Genomic DNA, 25041 nt, shown 5'->3' with positions numbered 1-25041 from the left:
AGGCTTGTTGACGGTACCTTCGCAAATTGTGCCCGCAGGATGCTAACCTCGGCCCATGGCAATGAAATGGATTTCCGCTTGGCTGCGCGTGGCGCTTGTTGCCACATGGGGCGTGACGGCCTTGGGCGCGCGCGCTGATACCGTGACGGTTGCGGTGGCTGCGAGTTTCAGCGGCACAGCGCAAAAGGTTGCTGCAGACTTCACACGCGCTTCGGGACACGAGGTCAAGCTAGTGCCAGGTGCCACCGGCAAGCTGTATGCGCAAATCAAGAACGGTGCGCCTTTCCAGGTCTTCTTGTCTGCGGATGATGAAACACCTTCGCGCTTGGTCAAAGAGGGCGGGGCGCTGGCCTCCAGCCAGTTCACCTATGCCACGGGGCGTTTGGTACTCTGGAGTGCACAGCCCGGCTTGGTAGACCACCAGGGCCAGGTGCTGAGCACCGCTTTCACGCGTTTGGCTATTGCCGACCCGAAGCTGGCGCCCTACGGCGCCGCTGCGATGGAGGTGCTTGCCAAACGGGGTCTGCTGCCGTCGGTGCAGACCCGCCTCGTGCAGGGCGAGAGTATCGCGCAGGCCTACCAGTTTGTGGCCACAGGGAATGCCCCGCTGGGCTTTGTTGCGCTCTCCCAGGTCATGCGCAATGGCCAGATAGAACAAGGTTCCGCCTGGCGCGTTCCCGCAGAGTTGCACCAGCCCTTGCGCCAGGATGCGGTGTTGTTGCAGGCAGGTGTCGGCCAGGCTGCCGCTGTCGCATTCCTCGACTACTTGCGCAGCGACGCCGCCCGCAAGGTCATGCAAAGCGCCGGCTACGAATAGGCCTCCGCGATGCCCGAATTTCCACTGACGCTGGACGATGCGCACGCCATTTGGCTGACGCTCAAACTGGCCACGGTCACGACAATCCTGTTATTGGTGTTGGCGACCCCGCTGGCCTGGTGGTTGGCCCGTTCCGGCTCGCGCTGGAGCGGCTTGGTGGGGGCCGTGGTGGCTTTGCCGCTGGTGTTGCCGCCCACCGTGCTGGGCTTCTACTTGCTGATCAGCATGGGGCCACAGGGTTGGGTGGGGCAGTTCACGCAGTGGTTGGGTGTAGGACTGCTGCCTTTTACCTTTGCGGGACTGGTTGTGGGCTCCGTGCTGTATTCGCTGCCGTTTGCGGTGCAGCCTCTGCAGAATGCGTTTGAGGCTTTGGGAGACCGTCCCTTGGAAGTCGCCGCCACATTGCGTGCCTCACCGTGGGATACCTTCTGGCATGTGGTGTTGCCCTTGTGCAAACCGGGTTTTCTGACCGCCGCGGTATTGAGCTTTGCGCATACGGTCGGGGAGTTCGGGGTGGTCTTGATGTTGGGTGGCAATATCCCCGAATCCACCCGCGTGGTGTCCACGCAAATTTACGGGCATGTGGAAGCTCTGGAATACACCCAAGCCCATTGGCTGTCCGGCGGCATGGTGGTGTTCTCCTTGGCTGTCCTGCTGCTGCTGGGCTGGCTCAATCCGCGCGGGAGCAGGTTGCGCACATGAACGTCATGCCTCACCGCATCGCGCTGCAGATGCACAAACCCGGCTTCCAACTGGACGTGGATGTGCAGCTGCCAGCCCAAGGCATCAGTGTTCTCTATGGGCCTTCCGGGTCGGGCAAGACTACGCTGTTGCGTTGTATTGCTGGGCTGGAACGTGCCAGCCAGGCGAGGGTCCACATACAGGGTCAGGCGTGGCAAGACGATGCCCAAGGCCTTTTTCTGCCGACCTGGAAGCGTCCACTGGGCTATGTATTCCAGGAGGCCAGCCTGTTTGCCCATCTCGATGTGGCCGGCAACCTGGAGTTTGCACGCCGCAGGGCCGCACCGCCGCGCCAGGGTAGCGCCCTGCTGACGACGGAGTTCGCCGTCCGCACGCTCGGGCTGGAGCATTTGCTGCATCGACGGACCCCTGAGCTTTCGGGTGGCGAACGTCAGCGTGTGGCCATCGCCCGCGCACTGGCCACCAATCCGCAACTGTTGTTGCTGGATGAACCCTTGGCATCACTGGACGAGGCGCGCCGCCTCGAAGTACTGCCGTGGCTGGAACGCTTGCGGGATGAGTTGCAGATACCCATGGTCTATGTGTCTCACGCAGCGGACGAAGTGGTTCGATTGGCCGATACCTTGGTAGTGCTGGAGCAGGGCCGGGTTCGGGCGTGCGGCCCATTGCAAGAGGTTTTGGCGCGCACCGAACCTTTGATTCGCATGGGAGGTGACGTGTCCAGCCTGGTGGTGGGACGGGTGGCCGGCCACGACAAAGCTTGGCATTTGACAGAAGTGCGCCTCACCGGTGGCAGCTTCTGGTTGCCGGATACCGGCCTTGGTATGGGGGAGACCGTGCGCCTGCGGGTGCTGGCGCGCGACGTCAGCATTGCCACGCGTAGACCCACCGACACGAGCATCCAAAACGTGGTGTCCTGTACCGTGGCTGCGGTGTTGCCTGACCAGCACCCGGCCCAAGCGCTGGTGCAGCTGGACTGCGCCGGTACACCCCTGTGGGCGCGCTTGACCCGGCGGGCCATGGACCAATTGGAACTGCAGCCTGGCCAGACTGTGTGGGCACAAATCAAGGCAATGGCTTTGGTGCGGTAAGGCCCTTCGCTTGCAAACTTTTGCAAAATTCACCCGTTTGGGGGATGACAGTTCGGGCTCGTGGACCTACGCTGTCCGGTTGACCGTTCAATAGTCTCCCAATGTCCCCTGCCGACCCTGCTCCGCTCGAAGCCCCACACAGTACCTTGTTGCACCAAGCGCAAGTGGCTTTGCAACGGGGCGATGTGGACTACAGCCAGGCCTTGTCCAAAAGCGCTTTGCTGCATGCGCAGCGACGAGGCGACGTGGGCGGGCAAGCCAGAGCTTTGCTCTATCTGGCGCAAGGGGACCGGCAGATGTCGCGCATGCGCCGTGCGCGTGAGACCGCACAGCGCGCGGTCTACCTTTTTCAAACGCAGGCCGATGCCACCGGAGAGGCCGAAGCACTGACCACCTTGTCTCATGTGCTCAGCACCATGGGCCACAGTGGTGAGGGCGTGGAGGCGGCTCTGTTGGCCATCAAACTTTGCGAGGGTCGTGATCCGATTGGGGAAGCCTTGGCGCGCAATTACCTGGGTGTGGCCTATGCCCACAGCCAGAGTTTCGACAAGGCAGCTGACGCCTTGCTCCACTCCATCCGGCTTATGGAGGCTGAGGCGTTGTGGCCTGAAAGCTGTTTGCCGCGCTTCCATTTGCGGGCTGCAGAGATACAGCGCTGTTTTTTTGACCGCTACTATCACGGAACGTTTTTGACCTTGGAGCGCTTGCAGTCCACCCGGGACTTGCCGGAGCTGGCGACTTCCTTGGGCGGCAAGGTGCGTGCCCTGCAATGCCCGTACCTGAAAACCCGTGCACTCCTGGAGTTGAGCTTCGGATTCGAGAGTTGCTGGTCTGGCGATACGGAGGACGCAGTTCGGCGCGCGGATGCTGTATGCGCCAGCGCTGAGAAAGGGGCGGACCAACCCTCTGTGCGATTGATGGAAATCTGGCTGCGCGCCGAGATTGCATGGGCGCGGCAAGACTGGCTGTCTGCTGAGGCCCATGCGCAGCGCCTGCAGCAGTTGGCTTTACGGGCTGAGAACGAGCACCTTCGCGCAACCTCACACCTGCTGTTGGCCCAGCTTTATTCGGCGCAAGGCAAGGACGCACTTGCGCAAACCCAGCTACGCCTGTTGAAGATGCAAGAGACCCATTTGCATAACGAGAACCTGCACAGCCGGGAAGAACGTGTGGATTGGCAACTGCGTACCCGTGCTATCCATGTAGCCAGTCAGCAACTTGAGCAGGAGGCGCGGCGCCTCGAGCAACTGGCTTCGCAAGATGCATTGACAGGTCTCTACAACCGCCGCCATCTGGAACAGAGGGTGCCCGGCATTCTGGCGCGCGCGCATGATCGGGGTCAGACGCCTGCGATGGTCTTTCTGGATGTGGACCACTTCAAGCGGGTGAATGACCGCTTTTCACACCGCGTAGGGGATGAGGTTTTGAAGGCTTTGGCCCATATCCTCAGCAGCTTCGTGCGCGAGGGCGACATACCGGTGCGCCTGGGCGGGGATGAATTTGTGGTGGTTTTCACCCATGTGGATGCCTACAGTGGGCAAGCCTTGGTCGCCCGCATCCACAAAGCGGTGAATGAATTCGATTGGGGTGGTCTGCATGATGACCTGGAAGTGACCGCCAGTTGCGGATTGGCTTTGGCCGAGCCCCAGGACACGCTGGAATCCTGGTTGCACCGATGCGATCTGTCGATGTACGTGGAAAAAGACTCCCGGCATCAGGACTTGGCCTGACGCCTACTCCGCATGTCGGCTCAGCTTTTGGCGGCCGCCATCAGGGCTGCAAATCCCACAAACACACCACCGGTCAGCCGGTTAAAGGCGCGCATCACGGTGGCTCGGCGCAGGTAGTTGGCCAGCTTTTGTCCGCTGGCGGCATAGACAAAGTACCAGGCCACTTCCACCACCGCAAAGGTGCTCAGCAGTATCCCGAACTGGGGCAACTGAGCCGCTTCGGGGTTCAAAAACTGCGGAAAGAATGCGGCTGCAAACAAAATGGCTTTGGGGTTGCTCGCTGCCACCAAGACGCCTTGCCGGTATTGCGCCCAAAAACTGCTGGGGCCTGTGGTTGCCGTCGCAGGCACCGTAGAGCCCACGGGCTGGTCCTGCACGGGGGAGCGCCAGCACTGCACACCCAGGTAGGCCAGGTAGGCGGCGCCCAGCAAACGCAAGGCTTCAAACACGGCCGGAAACGCCTGCAACAGCGCCCCCAGTCCGGCCGCAGACAGGCTGAGCATCAACATCAATGATGTCATGCAGCCCGCCATGTTGACGACGGCGGCGCGCATCCCGTCACGCGCGCTGGTGCTCATGATCAACAGCATGTTGGGGCCGGGCGTGGCAGACACCACAAACGTCATCATGACAAACAACCACCAGGTGTGAAGCGACATGGGGAAACTCCTATTTCAATAATGCGGGGGCAACTCATCGCGCAGGTTGCGCGCGGTGCCGGGTTCGGGTGCCTGCTGCCGCAGGTGCGTGAGCTCCCGGATCAGCAGATCGATCTGCTCCTGCTGTCGGATGATGATCTTGTCCAGCTGGTCCAGCGTGTCTTCGAGGTAGCTCGCCTTGATCTCCAGATCGTTCAGGCGTTGTTCGTGGCGGTCGTTCGGTTCCATGGAAGTATTGGACACCAAGTCTGAGGGGCTGCCGCGATTCACCTGAATGAATCGCTTTGCTCCTGATTTGATAGTGCCTTGTGCATATTCCACGGGCGCTATAGGCCAAAAATGCCTTAAATCTCCGGGCTGGTGCACCCGGGCCATTTCCGCTTTTACTGCTTGGCGCCCAATTCCAGCGCGGCCTTGCGTGAAAGCTCCCGCTCTACCGGGTCCTGCCGCTCCTGGGTGGGCCAGCCACTGAGGTGGGTTTCGGTGATCTTGCACAGGGCGGTGATCCACTCGGGGTCATCGTTGAGGCAGGGGATGTAGTGGAACTCTTTGCCGCCTGCGTGCAAAAAAGCTTCGCGGGCTTCCATGTTGATTTCTTCCAGCGTCTCCAGGCAATCGCTGGTGAAGCCGGGGCAGATCACGTCCACACGCTCCACACCGGCTTTGCCCATCTCGATCAAGGTGGGCTCGGTGTAGGGCTCCAGCCATTTGGCACGGCCCAGGCGGGACTGGAAGGTCACCTTGAACTCGTCCTTGCGCAGGCCCAGCGCCTCAGAAACCAGGCGCGCTGTCTTGAAGCATTCACAGTGGTAGATGTCGCCCTGGTGCAGGGTGCGCTCGGGCACGCCGTGAAAGCTCATCACCAGCTTGTCAGGGCGACCATGGGCCTTCCAGTGGCGCTGCACGCTGGCCGCCAAGGCGGCGATGTAGCCGGGGTGGTCGTGGTAGTGGTTCACAAAACGCAGCTCGGGGATGGAGCGGGTTTGTTGACCCCACTGGTACACCGCGTCAAACACGCTGGCGGTAGTGGTGGCGCTGTACTGCGGATAGGCCGGAACGATGAGTACGCGGGTAAAGCCTTCCGCCTTCAATGCGCTTAGCTGGGAGGGGATGTTGGTGCTGCCGTAGCGCATGGCCCAGCGCACTTTGACCTGATGGTTACGCTGGCCCAGCCAGCCTTGCAGCAGCTTGGCCTGTTTCTCAGTCCAGACCTTGAGGGGCGATCCTTCGGGCGTCCAGATGCTGGCGTATTTGGCTGCCGACTTGGCGGGCCGGAAGCGCAGGATGATGCCGTGCAGGATCAGTAGCCATAGCAGGCGTGGAATCTCCACCACGCGGTGGTCGCTCAAAAACTCGGCCAGGTAGCGGCGCACGGCCGGGGTCGTGGGCTCGTCCGGGGTGCCCAGGTTGCACAGCAGCACCGCGGTGCGGGCTTCCTGACCATGGGTGTAGGCGGGTTCGGGAGAAAAAGGAGAAGGGAGTGCCATGGGATGATTGTCCGGTAGCGGGGGGTTTCAGGCAGCGTCGGGGCTTTTGCCGGCGTCGGGTGCCTGGGGCTCTCTGGTCACCAGTTGCAAGGTCGGGTGCTGGCCGGTGAGCAGCAAAAACATGGCGAACACCGGTCCTTGCATGTTGCGATCATCGGTGGGACTTTCCAGCGCCTGCCAGGTGCGCGACTGCACACCACCCCGGCTGCCTGTTTGCAGCGAGTAGCCCATCAATTCGGCGGCCTGTGCCTGGTTCAGACCGGCGGCCAGCCGCGCGGCTTTGAGCTGTTCGCCGGAGGGAACCGGCATCGAAAGTGGAATCAACGGGGTTGTTGTGGGCATGGTGGGCAAAAGCGGGAAAGGCACAATGGGATGAATGACACTCCCGATAGTAGCTGCCTCACGCCTAGTCGTACCATGCTGAACCTGAGCCTTATCCGCGCCATTACCCTCGACCTGGACGACACCTTGTGGCCGGTCTGGCCCGCCATTCACCGGGCGGAAGACATTCTTCACCATTGGTTGTTGGCGCATGCGCCGCTCACTGCCGCGCTCTATGCCGACCCGCACCAGCGCCGCATCTTGCGGACGGATACGGAGGCCCAGTGGGCCGACCACGCGCATGACCTGAGCGTGCTGCGGCGTGAGTCCATCCGCCTGGCCTTGCAGCGCGCGGGCGAGAACGCTGCGCTGGCGGAGCCGGCGTTCGAGGTGTTTTTCGATGCGCGCATGCAGGTCGAGTTGTTTGAAGATGCCATTCCTCTGTTGCAGGCCATGTCTGAGCGCTGGCCGGTGGTGGCGGTGTCCAATGGCAACGCAGATGTGAATCGCGTAGGCATAGGGCAGTACTTTGCGGCCAGTGTGAGCGCGCGCGATGCGGGGGTGGGCAAGCCCGATCCGAAAATTTTCCACGCTGCCTGTGATGTGGTGGGCGTACAGCCCTCGCAGGTGCTGCACATCGGCGACGACGCTGCACTTGACGTGCTGGGCGCTCTGGGCGTCGGCATGCAGACGGTGTGGGTGAACCGCGAAGAGCACGTCTGGACCTACGAACAGCACCCGCACATGACTGTGGGCAGCCTGCAGGAACTGCAGGACTTGCTCAGCGGCGACGGTTTTTAAGAAGTCACATCAGCGCGCCGGGCGCAGCACCAGCGTGCTTTCGGTGTGGGCGGCGATGTCTGCTTCGTCCAGCCACATGCGCACGTATTCGCCCTTGACGTATTTCTCCGCCTGGTCCGCGTAGTGTTGGTCGGGCCACACGCCGCTCTGGCCCAGCGGATTGATGCCCACAGCTTTGCCGGAATCTGCAAAGTCAATCACCCGCCGCGTCGAAGGCCCATAGGTCACCGCCCAGGGGGCAGGGCCGATGGAGCCTGACAGGTTATTGGGAGTTTCGCGTCCGCCGGGTACCGGGAAAGGCCCCACGTTAAAAATCTTGTCCAGGGGCTTTTGGCGACCCAGAGGGTGGCCGTGCGTGAGCGTGTGGGCGGAGCCCCACCGCCAATCGAGCAGGCTGGTGCCATACAGGCCTTGCAAATGCTTGAGCGTGTTGGACCAGGCAATACGCACCGTCTCGAAATGGCTCTCTTTGGCGGGCGTGCTCACGTCGTCCCACCAGGGCGATGCGGGATCTGCCACCAGCAAAGGCAAGGCGTGGTCCAGCGCGCGGGACTGGCGCAGGTTCTCAAATTGCACCGGGCCCAGCTCATCGGCAAATGCTGCTTTGGACAGCTCGTACATCATCTGGGTGAACAGGGTGGCAGCAATGCTGTCTTCGGTGTAGGCGCCATCCCATTTGGTCAGGGGCTCCATGAAAGCCTTGTCGTTGGGGTCGGTGACCACCGCAGCCATTACGGGCAACAGATCGCGCAGAATGCGCGGTCCGTAGTTGTTGGTTACATCGAGCTGCAGCTTGCGGGCCTCTGCGCTGTTCCACTTGAGATCCGGTGTTTGGAGCAAGGCGTCCAGGCGTTGGGCGCGATCAGGCAGGTTGTAGTAGCCGGCCACCGGCACCCCGCTCTTGGGTTGGGGCTGGTGGTTGGCCGACATGATGTAGCCGCGCGCCGGGTTTTCCTCTTGCGGGTTGAACTGGAACGCGTAAAACCCGGGCTTTTGGTCTTCGCCCTTGGTGGCATCCAGGACAAAGGTGGGGTTCACCCCCTGCGGGCGCTGGGGCAGCAGGCCGGCAGCCCACCAAGCGATGTCGCCTTTGGCATTGGCCCACACAATGTTCAGGCCGGGCGCGTGGATCTTGCTGGCCGCGTTGCGGGCCTTCTCCAGCGTATCGGCGCGGTTGAGTTCATAAAACGCCTGTTGCACCGGATTCTCGGTGGACAGAAAAGCCCACCACATCGAGATGGGTGTGGCGCCCAGGCTGTCTTTGAATGCGTCGTTGATGACCGGGCCATTCGGTGTGCTGCGCAGGCTGATGCGCACCGGAGGTTCCCCCTTGACCTGGATAAGTTCGGACCGGGTACCCATGTCGACCCACCGGCCTTGGTGCCAGACCTGCTGCGGGTTTTCGGGATTGACTTTTTCGGCAATCAAATCGATGTCGTCGTTCTGGAACATGGTCAGGCTCCAGCCGAAATCCTGGTTGTGACCCAGGAGGGCCGTGGGGTTGAGCGCCTGAAAGTGGCCGAACAACTCAAACCCCGGACTGCTCAGGTGCGCCTCGTACCAGACGGCGGGTGCGGAGAAGGCAATGTGCGGGTCCCCCGCCAGCAGCGGGCTGCCGGACTCGGTGCGCTTGCCCGAAATGGCCCAGGCGTTGCTGCCTTCCAGAAGGGGAATGCCCCCCAGTTCGGTGGCTTGCAGGCTGACGGCGGCGATGCGGTTCAGGCTGTTCCAGTCGCTGTCGTTCAGGCGCGCACTACCTGCAGTGAGTGGGGTAATTACCCCCTCGGGGTGCCATTCAATATCAAAGGCACGCAGATAGTCGGGGCCCAGCTTGTCACGGATAAAAGTCATCACCGGTTCATTGCGGAAGGCGGCGGCAAAGCTGTAGGCCAGGTAGCCCCCCACGGCATAGGTGTCTTCCGGGGTGAAGGGGTGCGGGGTGATACCCAGAATGTCAAATTCCAGGGGAACGCGGTGCTTGTCCTGGTACTGGTTGATGCCGTCCAGGTAGTTCAACAAAGCCTGGTTGGCCGGCGTGCTGCGGTCCATGGCTGCCACTATTTTTTTCGCGTGCTCGCGCAAGCCCAGCGTGCGGAACAGCTTGTCCACCTCCAGCAACTTGGGGCCCAGCACCTCGGCCAATTCGCCGTTGGCAAGGCGGCGCACCATCTCGAGCTGGAACAGGCGGTCCTGGGCGTGTACGTAGCCCAGCGCGCGGTAGAGGTCGGCCTCGTTCTGGGCGCTGATGTGGGGCACGCCGCGCTCGTCATAACGTACCGTGACCTTGTTGCCCAGGTCAGTCAGCTCGATGACACCGCTGCGTACCGGTTGTTTTTGGTACAGATACCACCCGCCCAAGCCGCCTGCGGCTAGCAGCAAAAGGGCCAGCAGCAGGCCCACCAGTTTCAATGCCAGTTTCACAATCAGACTCCAGATGCTGTGGCTGCCAGTCTAGCGCGCCAAGCATTGCCCCCAGAAGAGGGTTGTCGCCCATGTGGCGGCCCCCCTGTGTTGGATCAAGCGGTGCCCAGGGACTCTGCGGCTGCCATGCCACTGCGGGTGGCACCTTCCAGCGTGGCGGGGTAGGGACCGGCTATGTAGTCACCGCAGGCCCAAAGGCCCGGGGCTACAGCTTGACCGGGGCGTTGCAGCGCCGGTGTGCAGGCAAAAGTGGCGCGTTTTTCGATCACCGTTTGTACAGGTGCGAGTTCCAGCCCCAGCTGCGTGCGGGCCTGGGCCAACACCCGACGCTCCAGCGTCTCTTTGTCGCCGTCGCTGGCGCTGACCACAAAAGCGAGCAGGCCACGGGTGCCGTCGAGCTGGCCGCGGTCAAACACAAACTGGGCCGGGTGGTCCGCGTCATCGCGCAGCGCCACCATGGGTCGGCTTAGGGCGGCGTCGGGGGCGTAGGAATAGACGGTGGCAATGGCTTCGAACCGCAAGGCTTCGGCCGTAGTTGACCACTGCCGCAAGCTATCTGCTATGGTTTCAGGAGCTGCTTGCGCAGATTCCATGAGCGCGGAGGCCGCATTGGACGATGACGTGGCCCAAATGACGGCGTCAAATGCTTCACCGTTCACCAGCCAGGTGTTGCCGTGTTGAAGGCTTGTCACCCGCACGCCGGTGCGCAGTTCTCCACCCCGGTTGACCAGCCACTCTGCCGCGGCGGCTGGAAACAGGCTGGAGAGATCGCGCGTGGGCAGCAGCAGGTTGGAGCTGCCGCGCCCGCCGAACAGCGAGTCGCGCAGCACGGTCAAAAAGACCTGGCCACAAGCCCGCTCCGCGGGGGTGTTGAGGGCCGAGACGCACAGCGGAGCTATCAACGTGGATTGGATGGTGGGGCTGAGGGTGCGGCACAGTTCCGCCACGCTGGTGCCCGGTGCGCATTGGAAGCCCGCAAGTTGCCAGCCCACCGAAGCCCGGAGCAGGCTCCAGCGGTCGGCCCAGGTCCAGCCACGGGCGGTGGCGATGCCCGCCAGCGCGTCCAAGGGGCTGGGCCACATTGGCAAGGCCAGGCCTTCACCGTCGCCAAAGCGCAAGTCCAAGGGCAGGCGCTTCAGGTGGGTGGCGGGGTCCACCCCCACGGTGCGCATCAGCTCTAGGGTGCGGGTGTAGGCGCCAATCAGTATGTGCTGGCCGTTGTCCAGCACCACGGGCGTGCCGTCAGGCAATGTGCCGCTCAGGGCTCTAGCGCGCCCGCCGACTGCGCGGGCTGCTTCAAAAACGATAGCGCGGTGCCCAGCAAGTGTCGCCGTCACTGCAGCCGCCATCCCCGCCCAGCCGGCGCCGACGATGGCGATTCTCATAATCTTCCGAGCGCCTGCACCTTCCACGCCAGCCAGAACTTGCGCAGCGGGGTGAGGCTGACGCGCTGGTGCAGCACCTGGAAGTTGTCGCGCTCAATCTCGGTGAGCAAGGCGCGGTAAATGCTGGCCATCATCAGGCCGGGCTTCTGCGTGCGGCGGTCGGCGGCAGGCAGCAAGGCCAGTGCCTCGTCATACAAGCCTTGGGCGCGCTGGGCCTGAAACTTCATCAGCGCCACAAAGCGGTCGGAGTAGCTGCGTTTGAGGATTTCATGCGCCTTCACATCGAACTGCTGAAGCTCATTGACCGGCAGGTAGATGCGGCCGCGCATGGCGTCTTCCCCCACATCACGCAGGATGTTGGTGAGCTGCAGGGCCTGACCCAGCTTGTGGGCATATTGGGTGGTCTGCGGGTCAGTCTGGCCGAAGATGCCGGCCGCCACCTCACCCACCACGCCAGCCACCAGGTGGCAATAGCGTTGCAGGCCGGGGTAGTCGAGGTAGCGGGTTTGCTCCAGGTCCATTTGGCAGCCATCAATCACGGCCAGCAAGTGGCGGGCTTCGATGTGGTAGGCAGCGGCGTGCGGCATGAGGGCTTTCATTACCGGGTGGGTAACCGTGCCGTTGAAGGATTGCTGCACTTCAGAGCGCCACCAGGCGAGTTTGGTGGCAGCCACTCCGGCGTCGACCATGTCGTCCACCACATCGTCCACCTCGCGGCAGAAGGCATAAAAGGCGGTGATGGCGGCGCGGCGCGGGGCAGGCAGGAAAAGAAAGGCGTAGTAAAAGCTGCTGCCGGACGCAGCGGCTTTTTCCTGGACGTATTGCTCTGGGGTCATGGTGGGTATTGTCGTTGAGGCCACGCGCAAACTTTTGGACGCGTCGAGTGCCCTTCTCAGGCGTATGTGGTGGCGCAGACAAGAGGCGGGCTGTGCGCTTTGCTCCGTGTCCCCCGCCCGCTGCGCGGGCTCCTCCTTGACCTACGCAAAACGCACAGCCCGCCTCTTGTCAGCATGGGCACTCATGGGTGGCAGTCAGCAGCTGAAACAGTGCCTTGCATTCACATCCACAAAGCCCGCCACACCATCACCCCGTAATCCCACGCATACAGCTTGGGGCGGCGTTCCAGGGTGCGGTAGTTCATGGAGGCGATCTTGTTCAGAATGCGCAGGCCGCCTTGCACCACTAGGCGCAACTCCCAGCCGGCGCGGCCGGGCAGGCGGTGTACCAAAGGAGCACCTTTTTGCATGCTGGCCCTGGCCTGCTGTGCGCAAGCAGCTATCAATTTGGTAACGTTTGGGGTCTGCTTGCGCGCCAGAATATCCGCCTGGTTCACGCCAAAGCGCTCACAGGCTTCCTGCGGCAGGTAATAGCGGCCACGGGGAATGTCCACACTCAGGTCCTGCCAGAAGTTGATAAGTTGCAAGGCGGAGCAGATGGCGTCGCTCATTTCCAGGGACTCCCCGTCCTGCACGCCATAAAGGTGCAGCAGCAGGCGGCCCACCGGGTCGGCGGAGCGGCTGCAGTAGTCCAGCAATTCGGCGTGGTCGCGGTAGCCGGTGCCGTCACGGGTTTTCTCGGTGTCTTGCACAAAGGCGTCCAGCAGGGCGTGCAGCAGAGGGGCGGGCAGGCCGTGGGCGTCGCGCTGGGCACGCAGCGGGCCGAAGACCTGGGGCCAGCGGGCCAGTGCCTCGGGCGCGTCATCCAGGCCGCTGCGGTACATCGCGAGCTCGGCCAGGCGCTCGTCGGCGCTGGCGTTACCTTCGTCGGCAATGTCGTCTGCAGTGCGGGCAAAGTGGTATATCGCCGCAATCGGCGCCCGCAAGTGGGGCGGGCACAACACCGAGGCAACAGGGAAATTCTCGTAATGCGTGATGGGGACGGCGACTGGGGCCAAAGGAGCAGCGGAATCGGGCAGGGCGGGCATGGGCGGCATTGTGCCTGCAGCTTGACAAAGCCCCGTACGCCGCTTAAATTACTAACCAACTGGTCATTAACTTGTCATGCAAGCTTTTTGGCCCCTCCGTCCAACTTCACTCCGCTGTCACCATGTCTCCTCACAAACTACTTTTTGCCACGCCGGTTTTGCTCAGCGCCTTGCTGTTGACCGCCTGTTCCAAGCCTGCGCCTTCGGAAGAGCCGGTTCGTGCTGTCAAGCTGATGTCGGTGGGCGTGGGCAGCATTCAGTCGAGCCTTGAGTTTTCTGCGGATGTGCGGGCGCGTGTGGAATCCCGGCTGGGCTTCCGGGTGGGCGGCAAAGTGGTGCGCCGCGCTGTGGAGCTGGGGCAGACGGTCAAAGCCGGGCAGGTGATCGCCCAGCTGGATCCGCAAGATTACAAGTTGGCGGCGGACGCCGCGCGCGCCCAGGTGGCCGCAGCCCAGACCAACCGCGACCTCGCAGCCGCTGACTACAAGCGCTACAAAGAGTTGCGCGATCAGAACTTCATCAGCGGTGCCGAGTTGGAGCGCCGTGACACGGCCCTCAAAGCCGCCCAAGCTCAGCTTGAGCAGGCGCAGGCCCAGCTCAACAGCCAAGGCAACCAAGCTGGCTACACCACGCTGGTGGCCGATGTGTCGGGCGTCGTAACGGCAGTCACCGCAGAAGTCGGCCAGGTGGTGGCTGCAGGTACGCCGGTAGTGCAGATTGCACAGGATGGTCCGCGCGATGTGGTGTTTTCTGTACCTGAAGACAAAGTGGCTTTGATCAAGCAAGGCTCCAAGGTGGATGTGCGCGTGTGGGCGAGCAAAACCCAGGTGGAAGGCACGGTGCGCGAAGTCGCTGCCAGCGCCGACCCGGTGACCCGTACCTTCACCGTGAAAGTGGCACTGGAGGCCAAAGATGCCCTGCCCTTGGGCAGCACCGTGTCGGTGTCACCCAAAGCCCTGGACCGCAGTGCGGCGCAAGTGATCAAGCTGCCGACCTCGGCGCTGCTGAAGGCGGGCGAGGGAAGCAGCGTATGGGTGCTGGACAGCGCGACCATGACAGTCAAACCCCAGCCCGTAGTGGTGGCGACAGCTGACGGCAATGACGCCGTCATTACCCAGGGCCTGACGCCCGGCATGCAGGTGGTGGTGGCAGGGGTGCACGTGCTGTCACCGGGACAGAAGGTCTCCATCTACAAGGAAAAAGGCGCGGTAGCGCCCGCCCCATCTGCGCCAGCAGCTATGGATTCTGTAGCGCCTTCCGCCGCAGCGGCCTCTGCTGCGGGCAAGTGAGGTCGCCATGAACCAAGAACCAAGCAAGGGGTTTAACCTCTCCAAATGGGCGCTGGACCATTCCGCGCTCACCCGCTATTTGATGATCGTGCTGATGCTGTTGGGCGCCGCCGCCTACTTCCAGCTCGGCCAGGACGAAGACCCGCCATTCACCTTCCGAGCCATGGTCGTGCGCACCTACTGGCCCGGTGCCACCGCCCAGCAAGTGGCGGAGCAGGTGACCGACAAGATCGAGCGCACGCTGCAGGAAGTGCAGTACGCCGACCAGATCCGCAGCTACTCCAAGCCCGGCGAGTCCCAGATCATTTTCCAGATCAAGGACTCCAGTAAAGGCAGTGATGTTCCCAACGTCTGGTACACGGTGCGCAAGAAGATCGGCGACATGCGCGGCACCTTGCCGGGCGGTGTGGTCGGTCCATTTTTCAACGACGACTTCGGCGACGTGTATGGCGTGATTTACGCGCTGGAAGGTGATGGCTTCAACTACGCCGAGCTCAAGACCTTTGCTGACGATGTGCGCCAGCGCCTGCTGCGCGTGCCCGATGTGGCCAAGGTGGAGCTGTTCGGCGCGCAGGACGAAAAGCTTTACATCGAGATCTCCCAGAAGCGGCTGGCCCAGTTGGGGCTGGATTTCAACCAGGTGCTGGCGCAACTCGGGCAGCAGAACGCGGTGGAATCCGCCGGCGCGGTGCAGACCCCGCTGGACGTGGTGCAAGTGCGCGTAGGCGGCCAGTTCAATGCGGTCGCGCAGTTGGCTGACATGCCGATTCGCGGCGCCAGCGGCAACCAGTTCCGACTGAAAGACATTGCCACCATCGCCAAGGGCTATGTGGACCCCCCGTCCGTCAAAGTGCACCACCAGGGCAAGGAAGTGATTGCGCTGGGCGTATCCATGGCCAAGGGGGGCGACATCATCGCCCTCGGCCACGCGCTGGAAAAAACGTTCGCAGGCATCGAGAAATCCTTGCCTGTCGGTATCAAGCTGGTGCAGTTGCAGGACCAACCCAAGTCGGTCTCCACCTCGGTGAACGAGTTTGTGCGGGTGCTGATAGAGGCGGTAGTGATTGTGCTGGCCGTGAGCTTTATCTCGCTGGGCCTGCACAAGCGGCCCGGTAACCACCCCTTGTGGAGGCGCTGGATCCTGGACGTGCGGCCCGGGTTGGTGGTGGGCATCACGATTCCTTTGGTGTTGGCCGTGACCTTCCTTGGCATGTACTACTGGGGCATCGGCCTGCACAAGATTTCGCTGGGCTCGCTCATCATTGCGCTGGGCCTGCTGGTGGATGACGCCATCATTGCCGTGGAAATGATGGTCCGCAAAATGGAAGAGGGCTACGACAAGGTGCGCGCGGCGACTTTTGCCTATGAAGTGACCGCCATGCCCATGCTGACCGGCACCTTGATTACGGCAGTGGGTTTCCTGCCCATCGGCCTGGCCAAGTCGGTGACCGGCGAATACACCTACGCCATCTTTGCGGTGACAGTGCTGGCGCTGATCTTGAGCTGGTTTGTGTCGGTGTACTTTGTGCCTTATTTGGGCAACTGGTTGCTCAAGAGCCAGCCCCACCATGCCGGCGAATCTGTCCATCAGGAGCACTTTGACACTCCGTTTTACAACGCTTTCCGTCGCACTGTGAACTGGTGCGTGCAGCATCGCTGGACCACGATTGGTGCCACCATTCTGGTATTCGCATTGGGTATCGTGGGTATGGGCAAGGTGCAGCAGCAATTCTTCCCGGACTCCAGCCGCCCTGAGGTGTTGGTGGATATCTGGTTCCCCGAAGGAACCTCCTTTGCCAACAACCAGGAAGTTACCCAGCGCGTAGAAGCCCGCCTGATGCAGGAGGCCGGTGTAGCGTCGGTGAGCACCTGGATCGGTTCGGGTGTGCCGCGTTTTTACTTGCCGCTGGACCAGGTGTTCCCGCAAACCAACGTGTCGCAGTTCATCATCATTCCGGTGGACTTGAAAGTGCGTGAGTCCTTGCGGGTGAAGCTGCCTGCCTTGTTGGCCAGCGAGTTCCCCGAGGTGCGTGGCCGCGTCAAGCTGCTGCCCAACGGTCCGCCCGTGGCCTATCCGGTGCAGTTCCGGGTGGTAGGCGGTGATCCGCTGGTGCTGCGTGATCGGGCCGACGAAGTCAAGGCCGCCATGCGCCAGAGCCGCAACACCCGGGGTGTGAACGACAACTGGAACGAGTCCGTCAAGGTTTTGCGCCTCGAGGTTGACCAGGACAAGGCCCGTGCATTGGGTGTCAGCAGCCAGAGCATTGCCCAGGCCGCCAAGACCTTGTCCACCGGCACGACCGTGGGTCAATACCGTGAGGGTGACAAGCTGATCGACATCGTGTTGCGCCAGCCACAGGATGAGCGCAACGCCATCACCGATATCGCCAATGCCTACCTGCCCACCAGTAGCGGAAAGTCCATCCCGATCACCCAGATCGCCAAGCCGGTGTTCACGTGGGAGCCGGGTGTGATGTGGCGTGAAAACCGGGATTACGCGATCACGGTGCAAAGTGACATCGTTGAAGGCATGCAAGGCGCAACCGTGACCGCGGAGTTGCTGCCCCAGATGAAAGCGCTGGAAGCGCAGTGGGCCACCAAAGGTTTCAATGGCTATCGCATTGAAGTGGCCGGCGCGGTGGCAGAAAGCTCCAAGGGCTCTGCATCCATCGTGGCGGGTGTTCCCATCATGCTGTTCCTGACCTTTACGCTGCTCATGCTGCAGCTGCAGAGCTTCAGCCGGTCGCTGCTGGTATTCATTACCGGGCCTCTGGGCATTGCAGGTGTCGCCGGTGCGCTGATCTTGCTGGGGCGTCCGTTCGGATTCGTGGCGTTGCTCGGGGTGATTGCCTTGATGGGCATGATCCAGCGCAACTCGGTGATCCTGATTGACCAGATCGAGCAGGACAGGGCTGCGGGCATCCCGGCTTGGGACGCCATTGTGGAATCCGCCGTGCGCCGTCTGCGACCCATCGTGCTCACGGCAGCAGCCGCGGTGCTGGCCATGATTCCGCTGTCTCGCTCTGTGTTCTGGGGCCCGATGGCGGTTGCCATCATGGGGGGCTTGATCGTGGCTACCGTGCTCACATTGCTGGCTTTGCCGGCCATGTATGCAGCGTGGTTCCGGGTCAAACGCGAGATTCCTGCCGCAACTTGAAAAGAAGGCACCCGCTTGCAGGTTAAAATAGCGGGTTGACCGATTTCAAACGGGAAGTCGGGGCTTGGCAGACGGGTTCTGCAGGGCTCTCGGCTCCCGTGTTTTGTTTTTAGCGCGGGTGGCGAAATTGGTAGACGCACCAGGTTTAGGTCCTGACGGTGGCAACACTGTGGGGGTTCGAGTCCCCCCCGCGCACCAACCTTACATGGCATCCCAGCGATGTCGCAGGTGAAATCCCTGCCATACCAACATTAGGAGTGAACGATGGCCGTTACTGTAGAAACTCTGGAAAAGCTGGAGCGCAAGATTACGTTGACACTGCCCGTGGGCGTGATCCAGACCGAAGTTGACAGCCGTCTGCGCAAGTTGGCCCGCACCGTGAAGATGGACGGTTTCCGTCCAGGCAAAGTTCCCATGAATGTCGTGGCCCAGCGCTATGGCTATTCGGTCCACTACGAAGTGATGAACGACAAAGTGGGCGAGGCTTTTGCCACTGCCGCTAACGAAGCCAAGCTGCGTGTCGCTGGCCAGCCCAAGATTTCCGAGAGTGAAACCTCTCCTGAAGGTCAAATGGCGTTCGACGCGATTTTCGAAGTCTTCCCCGAAGTCAAGATCGCTGATTTGGCGGGTGCCGAAGTCGAAAAATTGACTGCGGACGTGACTGACGAAGCCATCGACAAGACCATTGAAATCCTGCGCAAGCAGCGCCGTACCTTTGCCCAGCGCGCACAAGACACCGCGGCCCAAGACACCGACCGCGTGACCGTGGACTTCGAAGGCAAGATCGATGGTGAACCTTTTGCCGGCGGCAAGGCTGCTGACTTCCAGTTCATTCTGGGCGATGGCCAGATGCTCAAGGAGTTCGAAGACGCTACCCGTGGCATGAAGTCCGGTGAAAGCAAGACTTTCCCCTTGGCGTTCCCTGCGGACTACCATGGCAAAGACGTGGCCGGCAAGACCGCTGACTTCCTGGTTACCCTGAAGAAGCTCGAAGCCGCCAACCTGCCTGAAGTGGATGGCGCATTGGCCAAGTCCCTCGGTATCGCCGACGGCACCGTGGAAGCGCTGCGCGCAGACATCCGCAAGAACCTGGAGCGTGAGGTCAAGCACCGCCTGCTGGCTCGCAACAAACAAGCAGCGATGGATGCCTTGGTTGCCAAGGCCGAGTTGGACTTGCCCAAGTCCAGCGTGCAAGCTGAACTGGACCGCATGGTGGAAAATGCGCGTGCTGACTTGAAGCAGCGCGGTATCAAGGACGCCGACAAGGCTCCGATTCCTGACGATATCTTCCGCCCACAAGCAGAGCGCCGTGTGCGATTGGGTCTGGTGGTGGCAGAGCTGGTTCGCTCCAATGACTTGGCCGCCAAGCCCGAGCAGATCAAGGCCCATGTGGAAGAGTTGGCTGCCAGCTACGAGAAGCCCGCTGACGTGATCCGTTGGTACTACGGTGACAACCGTCGCATGGCTGAAGTCGAGGCAGTGGTCATTGAAAACAATGTGACCGAATACATCCTGTCCAAGGCCAAAGTGACTGACAAGTCCGTGTCCTTCGACGAATTGATGGGCCAGAACTAAAGCAAAGCGCAGGCGCAAACTTTGCGTCGCAGCGAAATGGGGCTTGCGCGGGACTTGCAGTCCTGCGTTTAAGCCCCATTTGCATTTTTGTCTGTCTTTTTCTGTACAGTTACACCCTACATTTTGGAGAGCTTATGAACGTGAAATACGGAATGTCCGGCGCAATGGAAACCCAGGCTCTGGGAATGGTGCCCATGGTCATCGAGCAATCGGGACGTGGTGAGCGTTCATACGACATTTATTCCCGTTTGTTGAAAGAGCGGGTGATTTTTCTGGTGGGGCCCGTCAATGACCAGACTGCCAATCTCGTGGTGGCTCAGCTGTTGTTTCTGGAAAGCGAAAATCCTGACAAGGATATTTCCTTCTACATCAATTCGCCCGGCGGCTCTGTGAGCGCGGGTATGGCGATTTACGACACCATGAACTTCATCAAGCCCGACGTGTCTACCTTGTGCACCGGCATGGCCGCGAGTATGGGGGCATTTCTGTTGGCTGCCGGTGCCAAGGGCAAGCGCTTTTCGCTGCCGAATTCCAAGGTCATGATTCACCAGCCTTTGGGTGGTACACAAGGCCAGGCCACGGAGATTGAAATTCACGCTCGTGAAATCCTGAAGACCCGCGAACAACTGAACAAGATTCTGGCGGAGCGCACCGGCCAACCTTTGGAAAAGATTGAGCGCGATACAGAGCGGGACTATTACCTGTCTGCAGACGAGGCCAAGGAATATGGCCTGGTCGATCAGGTGATTGCAAAACGCCCCTGATTGCGGCGGGCCAAGCGCCCACCTGAACGGTGCCTTTCCGACGGACAGGCACCGTTTTCATTTGGTTATCATTGCTTAACTTAGCGAAAAGAGGCAGACATCCATGGCCGAAAAAAAAGGCTCAACCAGCGAAAAAACCCTGTACTGCTCTTTCTGTGGCAAGAGTCAGCATGAGGTGAAGAAGCTTATCGCTGGTCCGTCCGTGTTTGTGTGTGATGAGTGCATCGATTTGTGCAATGAGATCATCCGTGACGAGCTACCGGCGACCACCGAAAACAAGGAAGGGCGCAGTGACCTGCCCACGCCAGCAGATATCAAGGCAAACCTCGATAACTATGTCATCGGCCAGGAACCTGCCAAGCGCACTCTGGCGGTGGCGGTGTACAACCACTACAAGCGCCTCAAGCACAAAGAAAAAGCCAAGAAAGATGATGTTGAGCTCGCCAAGAGCAACATCCTGTTGATCGGCCCCACTGGCTCGGGCAAGACGCTGTTGGCCCAGACACTGGCGCGCATGCTGGATGTGCCCTTTGTGATGGCTGATGCAACCACCTTGACCGAAGCGGGTTATGTAGGCGAGGACGTGGAGAACATCGTTCTGAAGCTGCTCCAGAGCTGCAACTACGACGTGGAACGCGCCCAGCGCGGCATTGTCTACATCGATGAGATCGACAAGATTTCACGCAAATCCGACAACCCCTCCATCACGCGCGATGTGTCGGGCGAGGGCGTTCAACAAGCTCTGCTGAAGCTGATTGAAGGCACCATGGCCAGTGTTCCGCCGCAGGGTGGACGCAAGCATCCGAACCAGGATTTCGTGCAAATTGACACGACCAACATCCTGTTCATTTGCGGCGGTGCGTTTGCGGGCTTGGAAAAGGTGATCGAGAGCCGCACAGAGTCTTCGGGTATCGGTTTTGGCGCTGCGGTAAAGAGCAAGCAACAGCGTGCATTGACCGAAGTTTTCAAAGAGGTTGAGCCTGAGGATTTGATCAAGTTCGGCTTGATTCCCGAATTAGTGGGGCGTATGCCTGTGGTGGCAACCCTCGCTGAGCTCACTGAAGACGCCTTGGTTCAGATCTTGACTGAGCCCAAGAATGCCTTGGTCAAGCAATATGCCAAGTTGTTGGCAATGGAGGGCGCGGAGCTGGAGATCCGTCCTGCTGCCCTGAAGGCCATCGCCAAGCGGGCCTTGATCCGCAAAACGGGTGCCCGAGGCTTGCGATCCATCCTTGAGCAATCGCTCATTGACACTATGTATGAGTTGCCCAATGCGGGCAACGTTGAAAAAGTAGTGGTGGATGAATCCACCATCGAAGAAAACAAGCCTCCATTGCTCGTTTATCGCGAATCTGCCAAGAAGGCGTAGCCGGAATGGCCCCCAATAGCCTGATAAGCAAGGGTTTTGGGGGTATTCAATCCCACTTGTGGGGTGGCCCGGTTTTTCATAATCGGGTTGTGCTTGAAATCCGGGCTTTGCAGTCCATATTCCACAGGTAACGTAAAGGTTTTCCTATGTCCGGCCATATTCCCTTGCCTGCAATCCCCTTAGAACTGCCTCTATTGCCTTTGCGCGATGTGGTCGTCTTTCCTCACATGGTGATTCCGCTATTCGTCGGGCGCCCCAAGAGCATCAAAGCCTTGGAAGCAGCCATGGAGGCAGAGCGCCGCATCATGTTGGTGGCCCAAAAGGCGGCTGCCAAGGATGACCCGGTAGTTTCAGACATGTTCGACGTGGGTTGTGTATCCACCATCCTTCAAATGTTGAAGCTGCCTGATGGCACTGTCAAAGTGTTAGTCGAAGGGCATCAGCGCGCTACCGTCAACCAGATCTCTGAAGGTGAACTGCATTTCACAGCGAACGTTACCCCCATTGAAGTGCCTGCTGAGGCGACGGACGTAAGCCGTAAAGCCGGTAGTGAAGTGGAGGCGCTGCGTCGTGCCGTAATGCAGCAGTTTGACCAGTACGTCAAACTCAACAAAAAGATTCCTCCGGAAATTCTTACTTCCATCTCCAGCATTGACGACCCTGGTCGCTTGGCTGACACCATTGCTGCGCATTTACCACTCAAGCTGGACAGCAAACAAGCCATTTTGAGTCTGCCTGAGGTCAAAGACCGCTTGGAAAATTTGTTTGAGCAGATCGAACACGAAGTCGACATATTGAATGTCGACAAGAAGATCCGTGGTCGGGTCAAGCGCCAGATGGAAAAGAACCAGCGCGACTTCTATTTGAATGAGCAAGTCAAGGCGATTCAGAAGGAGTTGGGCGAGGGTGAAGATGGCGCAGACATCGAAGAGATCGAAAAAAAGATCAAGTCTGCCAAGATGCCCAAGGAGGCGTTGAAGAAGGCCGAAGCCGAGTTGAAGAAACTCAAGCTGATGTCTCCAATGTCTGCGGAGGCGACGGTGGTACGCAACTACATTGAAGTGCTGACCGGCCTGCCTTGGACTGCCAAAACCAAGATTAAACACAACCTGGCGAATGCCGAGAACGTGTTGAATGAAGATCACTATGGCTTGGACAAAGTCAAGGACCGCATTTTGGAATATCTTGCTGTTCAACAGCGAGTCGACAAAGTTAAGGCGCCAATCCTGTGTCTGGTAGGCCCGCCCGGGGTAGGTAAGACTTCTTTGGGCCAAAGCATAGCCAAGGCCACGGGCCGAAAATACGTACGTATGGCCTTGGGCGGTATGCGCGATGAGACGGAGATCCGCGGTCATCGGAGAACTTACATTGGAGCGATGCCAGGAAAGGTTCTTCAAAGCCTTTCCAAGGTTGGCACACGTAATCCCTTGTTCCTGCTCGATGAAATCGACAAGCTGGGCACGGACTTTCGTGGCGACCCCAGCAGTGCGTTGTTGGAGGTGTTGGATCCGGAGCAGAACAACAAGTTTGGCGACCACTACGTAGAAGTGGACTACGACTTGAGTGACGTGATGTTTGTGGCGACTTCCAACTCTATGAACATCCCACCAGCGTTGCTGGACCGTATGGAGGTGATTCGTCTGTCGGGTTACACCGAAGACGAGAAGACCAACATTGCCATTACGTATCTGTTGCCCAAGCAGATGAAAAACAACGGTGTGAAGGATGCGGAACTGTCTGTCTCTGAGGATGCTGTGCGAGACATCGTTCGGTACTACACGCGTGAGGCGGGTGTCCGCTCTTTGGAGCGCGAGCTGTCGAAAATCTGCCGCAAGGTCGTCAAGGGCCTTTTGCTCAAGAAAATGCAGGCACAAGTGGTCGTGACCGCGGAGAACTTGAATGATTTCTTGGGGGTGCGTCGCTACACCTATGGTCGCGCTGAAGAGCAAAACCAGGTAGGCCAAGTGGTGGGACTCGCATGGACTGAGGTCGGCGGTGATCTTTTGACGATTGAAGCTGCTTTGACTCCCGGTAAGGGCGTCATTACCCGCACCGGTTCATTGGGCGATGTGATGAAGGAGTCTGTGGAGGCTGCGCGCACTGTCGTTCGCAGTCGCGCCCGTCGGCTGGGAATCAAGGATGAGACTTTCGAAAAGAAAGACATCCATATTCACGTACCTGATGGCGCGACACCTAAAGATGGACCAAGCGCTGGCGCAGCGATGGCTACTGCTTTTGTATCTGCTTTGACAGGCATCCCCGTTCGGGGTGATGTTGCCATGACCGGAGAGATCACCTTGCGAGGTGAAGTCACCGAGATCGGTGGCTTGAAAGAAAAGTTGCTTGCTGCTTTGCGAGGAGGCATCAAGACGGTTTTGATCCCTGAGCAGAATGCCAAAGACTTGCAGGACATTCCCGAAAACGTGAAGAATGGACTCGAGATCGTGCCTGTACGTTGGATTGACCAAGTGCTTGAGTTGGCATTGGAGTCCCAACCTGTCTCTTTGCCAGACGAAGATCCGGTCCCAGTTGCGGTTCCAGGGGTCGCCTCAGATACAACCACCTCAGCTGTGAAGCATTGAAGTCCGTCGGGGCAATGCAAAAAGATTTTTTGACCTTGCCCCGACCGCCTAAATTGGCGCTATAATTTGAGGCTTGAAACGCGGGAATAGCTCAGTTGGTAGAGCGCAACCTTGCCAAGGTTGAGGTCGAGAGTTCGAGACTCTTTTCCCGCTCCAATTCCGAGAAGGGAAGCGCCTGCTTCCCTTTTTTGTTCCTCTCCTTAGGTTGAGGAATCTGAAAACTCGGCGCGGTAGCAAAGCGGTTATGCCCCGGATTGCAAATCCGGTTAGTCCGGTTCGACTCCGGACCGCGCCTCCAGATTTATCTGGTCGAAATGCCCTGTCAGCCTCGGTTGGTGGGGCATTTTTGTTTGACAATAGACACCCGTGCCTGAGTGGTGAAATAGGTAGACACATCGGACTTAAAAGTGCGCCCGTAGAGGGCTCCAGAACGAAGAAGCTTTAGCAAGCTTCCTCTTTATCAGATTAGGAGTAAATCAGCATCTTACCTAAGGGGGAAATCCCCGAGGGGACCGTAGCATGATGCGAAAAGTTGCCGAAACATGAATCAACAGATTGCTAGGCAGCAGATACAGTAGTTATGGCAAAAGTTGGATTACCTGAACTCAAGTTCTGAACGGGTTACCGCACCGGAGGGGAATAGTTGATGAGACCCCTTTCACGCTAATGTTCACTAAGATTTTAAGAGTGGACATACTGTTTGGCGTGATTCACCCTCAATGAGAGGGTCAAGGAACGAAATGAGTGCCTAAGACTACAGCTACGTTCTGGAGTTAACGCGGGGATGACCTAAATTGCGCAAGCAACATGGTCACGGAGTGGTCGTAGTAGAGAGATGTCACGGTGGCGTAATTGGTAGCCGCAAGGGACTTAAAATCCCTCGACGCAAGTCGTACGGGTTCGAGTCCCGTCCGTGACACCACTAGCTCCCCTAATAGGGACGAACTTTTTGGGCGGCAACGCTCAA

19 protein-coding genes and 4 tRNA genes are annotated in these 25041 nt (G+C 59.8%); 15 read left to right on the top strand and 8 right to left on the bottom strand.

The window, feature by feature from the left end:
- Nucleotides 1-61 precede the first annotated feature (61 nt).
- The 4 genes from modA to RAN89_RS14335 all read left to right on the top strand — a co-directional run bounded on the left by modA (nucleotide 62) and on the right by RAN89_RS14335 (nucleotide 4340).
- Nucleotides 62-817 carry a molybdate ABC transporter substrate-binding protein gene (modA, locus tag RAN89_RS14350; protein WP_313869405.1) on the top strand — a complete coding sequence of 252 codons (756 nt, stop codon included), beginning with the start codon at nucleotides 62-64 and terminating at the stop codon, nucleotides 815-817.
- A 9-nt stretch (nucleotides 818-826) separates the two neighbouring features.
- Nucleotides 827-1519 (top strand): molybdate ABC transporter permease subunit, encoded by a 693-nt coding sequence (modB, locus tag RAN89_RS14345; RefSeq protein ID WP_313866937.1) that lies wholly within the window; start codon nucleotides 827-829, stop codon nucleotides 1517-1519.
- The gene (gene modC, locus RAN89_RS14340; RefSeq protein WP_313866936.1) at nucleotides 1516-2610 is read left to right on the top strand and encodes a molybdenum ABC transporter ATP-binding protein; all 1095 of its coding nucleotides are present in this window, start codon (nucleotides 1516-1518) and stop codon (nucleotides 2608-2610) included. The genes modB and modC overlap by 4 nt, the downstream gene beginning before the upstream one ends.
- 101 nt (nucleotides 2611-2711) lie before the next feature.
- A complete protein-coding gene (locus tag RAN89_RS14335) occupies nucleotides 2712-4340 on the top strand; it encodes a diguanylate cyclase (protein WP_313866935.1) in 1629 nt (542 codons plus the stop codon).
- 20 nt (nucleotides 4341-4360) lie between these two features.
- Here the strand turns inward: RAN89_RS14335 and RAN89_RS14330 are convergent, their stop codons facing one another.
- From RAN89_RS14330 to RAN89_RS14315, 4 genes are all read right to left on the bottom strand, one after another.
- Nucleotides 4361-4999 carry a LysE family translocator gene (locus RAN89_RS14330; protein WP_313866934.1) on the bottom strand — a complete coding sequence of 213 codons (639 nt, stop codon included), beginning with the start codon at nucleotides 4997-4999 and terminating at the stop codon, nucleotides 4361-4363.
- A 15-nt stretch (nucleotides 5000-5014) separates the two neighbouring features.
- A complete protein-coding gene (locus RAN89_RS14325; RefSeq protein WP_313869404.1) occupies nucleotides 5015-5227 on the bottom strand; it encodes a SlyX family protein in 213 nt (70 codons plus the stop codon).
- 155 nt (nucleotides 5228-5382) lie between these two features.
- Complete coding sequence (gene hemH / locus RAN89_RS14320) at nucleotides 5383-6486, bottom strand: ferrochelatase (RefSeq protein WP_313866933.1); 1104 nt, start codon at nucleotides 6484-6486, stop codon at nucleotides 5383-5385.
- 27 nt (nucleotides 6487-6513) lie between these two features.
- Complete coding sequence (locus tag RAN89_RS14315; RefSeq protein WP_313866932.1) at nucleotides 6514-6828, bottom strand: helix-turn-helix domain-containing protein; 315 nt, start codon at nucleotides 6826-6828, stop codon at nucleotides 6514-6516.
- 30 nt (nucleotides 6829-6858) lie between these two features.
- Here RAN89_RS14315 and RAN89_RS14310 point away from each other — a divergent pair, with 30 nt between their 5' ends.
- Entirely contained in the window at nucleotides 6859-7608 is a 750-nt protein-coding gene (locus RAN89_RS14310; RefSeq protein ID WP_313866931.1) for an HAD family hydrolase, read from the top strand.
- Between the two features lie 9 nt (nucleotides 7609-7617).
- Here the strand turns inward: RAN89_RS14310 and RAN89_RS14305 are convergent, their stop codons facing one another.
- The 4 genes from RAN89_RS14305 to hpnC all read right to left on the bottom strand — a co-directional run bounded on the left by RAN89_RS14305 (nucleotide 7618) and on the right by hpnC (nucleotide 13338).
- The gene (locus RAN89_RS14305) at nucleotides 7618-10029 is read right to left on the bottom strand and encodes a penicillin acylase family protein (RefSeq protein WP_313866930.1); all 2412 of its coding nucleotides are present in this window, start codon (nucleotides 10027-10029) and stop codon (nucleotides 7618-7620) included.
- A gap of 95 nt (nucleotides 10030-10124) precedes the next feature.
- On the bottom strand, nucleotides 10125-11414 hold the full coding sequence (hpnE, locus tag RAN89_RS14300) for a hydroxysqualene dehydroxylase HpnE (protein WP_313866929.1): 1290 nt from the start codon (nucleotides 11412-11414) through the stop codon (nucleotides 10125-10127).
- Entirely contained in the window at nucleotides 11411-12250 is an 840-nt protein-coding gene (hpnD, locus tag RAN89_RS14295; protein WP_313866928.1) for a presqualene diphosphate synthase HpnD, read from the bottom strand. The genes hpnE and hpnD overlap by 4 nt, the downstream gene beginning before the upstream one ends.
- Nucleotides 12251-12471: 221 nt before the next feature.
- Nucleotides 12472-13338, bottom strand: a complete 867-nt coding sequence (gene hpnC, locus RAN89_RS14290) for a squalene synthase HpnC (RefSeq protein ID WP_313866927.1) — start codon at nucleotides 13336-13338, stop codon at nucleotides 12472-12474.
- A gap of 122 nt (nucleotides 13339-13460) precedes the next feature.
- Between hpnC and RAN89_RS14285 the strand changes: the two genes are divergently transcribed.
- The 10 genes from RAN89_RS14285 to RAN89_RS14240 all read left to right on the top strand — a co-directional run bounded on the left by RAN89_RS14285 (nucleotide 13461) and on the right by RAN89_RS14240 (nucleotide 24996).
- Complete coding sequence (locus RAN89_RS14285; protein WP_313866926.1) at nucleotides 13461-14627, top strand: efflux RND transporter periplasmic adaptor subunit; 1167 nt, start codon at nucleotides 13461-13463, stop codon at nucleotides 14625-14627.
- Between the two features lie 7 nt (nucleotides 14628-14634).
- A complete protein-coding gene (locus tag RAN89_RS14280; RefSeq protein WP_313866925.1) occupies nucleotides 14635-17784 on the top strand; it encodes an efflux RND transporter permease subunit in 3150 nt (1049 codons plus the stop codon).
- A gap of 112 nt (nucleotides 17785-17896) precedes the next feature.
- A tRNA-Leu gene (locus tag RAN89_RS14275) sits at nucleotides 17897-17982 on the top strand.
- A 66-nt stretch (nucleotides 17983-18048) separates the two neighbouring features.
- Nucleotides 18049-19359, top strand: a complete 1311-nt coding sequence (gene tig / locus RAN89_RS14270) for a trigger factor (protein ID WP_087494268.1) — start codon at nucleotides 18049-18051, stop codon at nucleotides 19357-19359.
- A 134-nt stretch (nucleotides 19360-19493) separates the two neighbouring features.
- Nucleotides 19494-20123 carry an ATP-dependent Clp endopeptidase proteolytic subunit ClpP gene (gene clpP, locus RAN89_RS14265; protein ID WP_255413700.1) on the top strand — a complete coding sequence of 210 codons (630 nt, stop codon included), beginning with the start codon at nucleotides 19494-19496 and terminating at the stop codon, nucleotides 20121-20123.
- A 103-nt stretch (nucleotides 20124-20226) separates the two neighbouring features.
- Nucleotides 20227-21492, top strand: a complete 1266-nt coding sequence (gene clpX, locus RAN89_RS14260) for an ATP-dependent Clp protease ATP-binding subunit ClpX (protein WP_313866924.1) — start codon at nucleotides 20227-20229, stop codon at nucleotides 21490-21492.
- 146 nt (nucleotides 21493-21638) lie between these two features.
- Nucleotides 21639-24074, top strand: a complete 2436-nt coding sequence (gene lon / locus RAN89_RS14255; protein WP_313866923.1) for an endopeptidase La — start codon at nucleotides 21639-21641, stop codon at nucleotides 24072-24074.
- 80 nt (nucleotides 24075-24154) lie between these two features.
- Nucleotides 24155-24230: transfer RNA gene (locus RAN89_RS14250), tRNA-Gly, on the top strand.
- A gap of 68 nt (nucleotides 24231-24298) precedes the next feature.
- Nucleotides 24299-24372, top strand: a tRNA-Cys gene (locus RAN89_RS14245).
- Between the two features lie 539 nt (nucleotides 24373-24911).
- A tRNA-Leu gene (locus tag RAN89_RS14240) sits at nucleotides 24912-24996 on the top strand.
- Nucleotides 24997-25041: the final 45 nt, after the last annotated feature.

Origin of the sequence: Rhodoferax mekongensis (assembly GCF_032191775.1) — a bacterium.
In the GTDB taxonomy this organism is placed as follows: domain Bacteria; phylum Pseudomonadota; class Gammaproteobacteria; order Burkholderiales; family Burkholderiaceae_C; genus Allorhodoferax; species Allorhodoferax mekongensis.
Note: the sequence above shows the minus strand (reverse complement) of the source record. Positions and strands in the feature narration are given on the sequence as shown.

What these genes read in the sequence shown, in the direction of transcription:
- modA (WP_313869405.1), top strand. Translation starts at nt 62, where the DNA reads ATGAAATGGATTTCCGCTTGGCTGCGCGTGGCGCTTGTTGCCACATGG.
- modB (WP_313866937.1), top strand. Translation starts at nt 827, where the DNA reads ATGCCCGAATTTCCACTGACGCTGGACGATGCGCACGCCATTTGGCTG.
- modC (WP_313866936.1), top strand. Translation starts at nt 1,516, where the DNA reads ATGAACGTCATGCCTCACCGCATCGCGCTGCAGATGCACAAACCCGGC.
- RAN89_RS14335 (WP_313866935.1), top strand. Translation starts at nt 2,712, where the DNA reads ATGTCCCCTGCCGACCCTGCTCCGCTCGAAGCCCCACACAGTACCTTG.
- RAN89_RS14330 (WP_313866934.1), bottom strand. Translation starts at nt 4,999, where the DNA reads ATGTCGCTTCACACCTGGTGGTTGTTTGTCATGATGACGTTTGTGGTG.
- RAN89_RS14325 (WP_313869404.1), bottom strand. Translation starts at nt 5,227, where the DNA reads ATGGAACCGAACGACCGCCACGAACAACGCCTGAACGATCTGGAGATC.
- hemH (WP_313866933.1), bottom strand. Translation starts at nt 6,486, where the DNA reads ATGGCACTCCCTTCTCCTTTTTCTCCCGAACCCGCCTACACCCATGGT.
- RAN89_RS14315 (WP_313866932.1), bottom strand. Translation starts at nt 6,828, where the DNA reads ATGCCCACAACAACCCCGTTGATTCCACTTTCGATGCCGGTTCCCTCC.
- RAN89_RS14310 (WP_313866931.1), top strand. Translation starts at nt 6,859, where the DNA reads ATGAATGACACTCCCGATAGTAGCTGCCTCACGCCTAGTCGTACCATG.
- hpnE (WP_313866929.1), bottom strand. Translation starts at nt 11,414, where the DNA reads ATGAGAATCGCCATCGTCGGCGCCGGCTGGGCGGGGATGGCGGCTGCA.
- hpnD (WP_313866928.1), bottom strand. Translation starts at nt 12,250, where the DNA reads ATGACCCCAGAGCAATACGTCCAGGAAAAAGCCGCTGCGTCCGGCAGC.
- hpnC (WP_313866927.1), bottom strand. Translation starts at nt 13,338, where the DNA reads ATGCCCGCCCTGCCCGATTCCGCTGCTCCTTTGGCCCCAGTCGCCGTC.
- RAN89_RS14285 (WP_313866926.1), top strand. Translation starts at nt 13,461, where the DNA reads ATGTCTCCTCACAAACTACTTTTTGCCACGCCGGTTTTGCTCAGCGCC.
- RAN89_RS14280 (WP_313866925.1), top strand. Translation starts at nt 14,635, where the DNA reads ATGAACCAAGAACCAAGCAAGGGGTTTAACCTCTCCAAATGGGCGCTG.
- tig (WP_087494268.1), top strand. Translation starts at nt 18,049, where the DNA reads ATGGCCGTTACTGTAGAAACTCTGGAAAAGCTGGAGCGCAAGATTACG.
- clpP (WP_255413700.1), top strand. Translation starts at nt 19,494, where the DNA reads ATGAACGTGAAATACGGAATGTCCGGCGCAATGGAAACCCAGGCTCTG.
- clpX (WP_313866924.1), top strand. Translation starts at nt 20,227, where the DNA reads ATGGCCGAAAAAAAAGGCTCAACCAGCGAAAAAACCCTGTACTGCTCT.
- lon (WP_313866923.1), top strand. Translation starts at nt 21,639, where the DNA reads ATGTCCGGCCATATTCCCTTGCCTGCAATCCCCTTAGAACTGCCTCTA.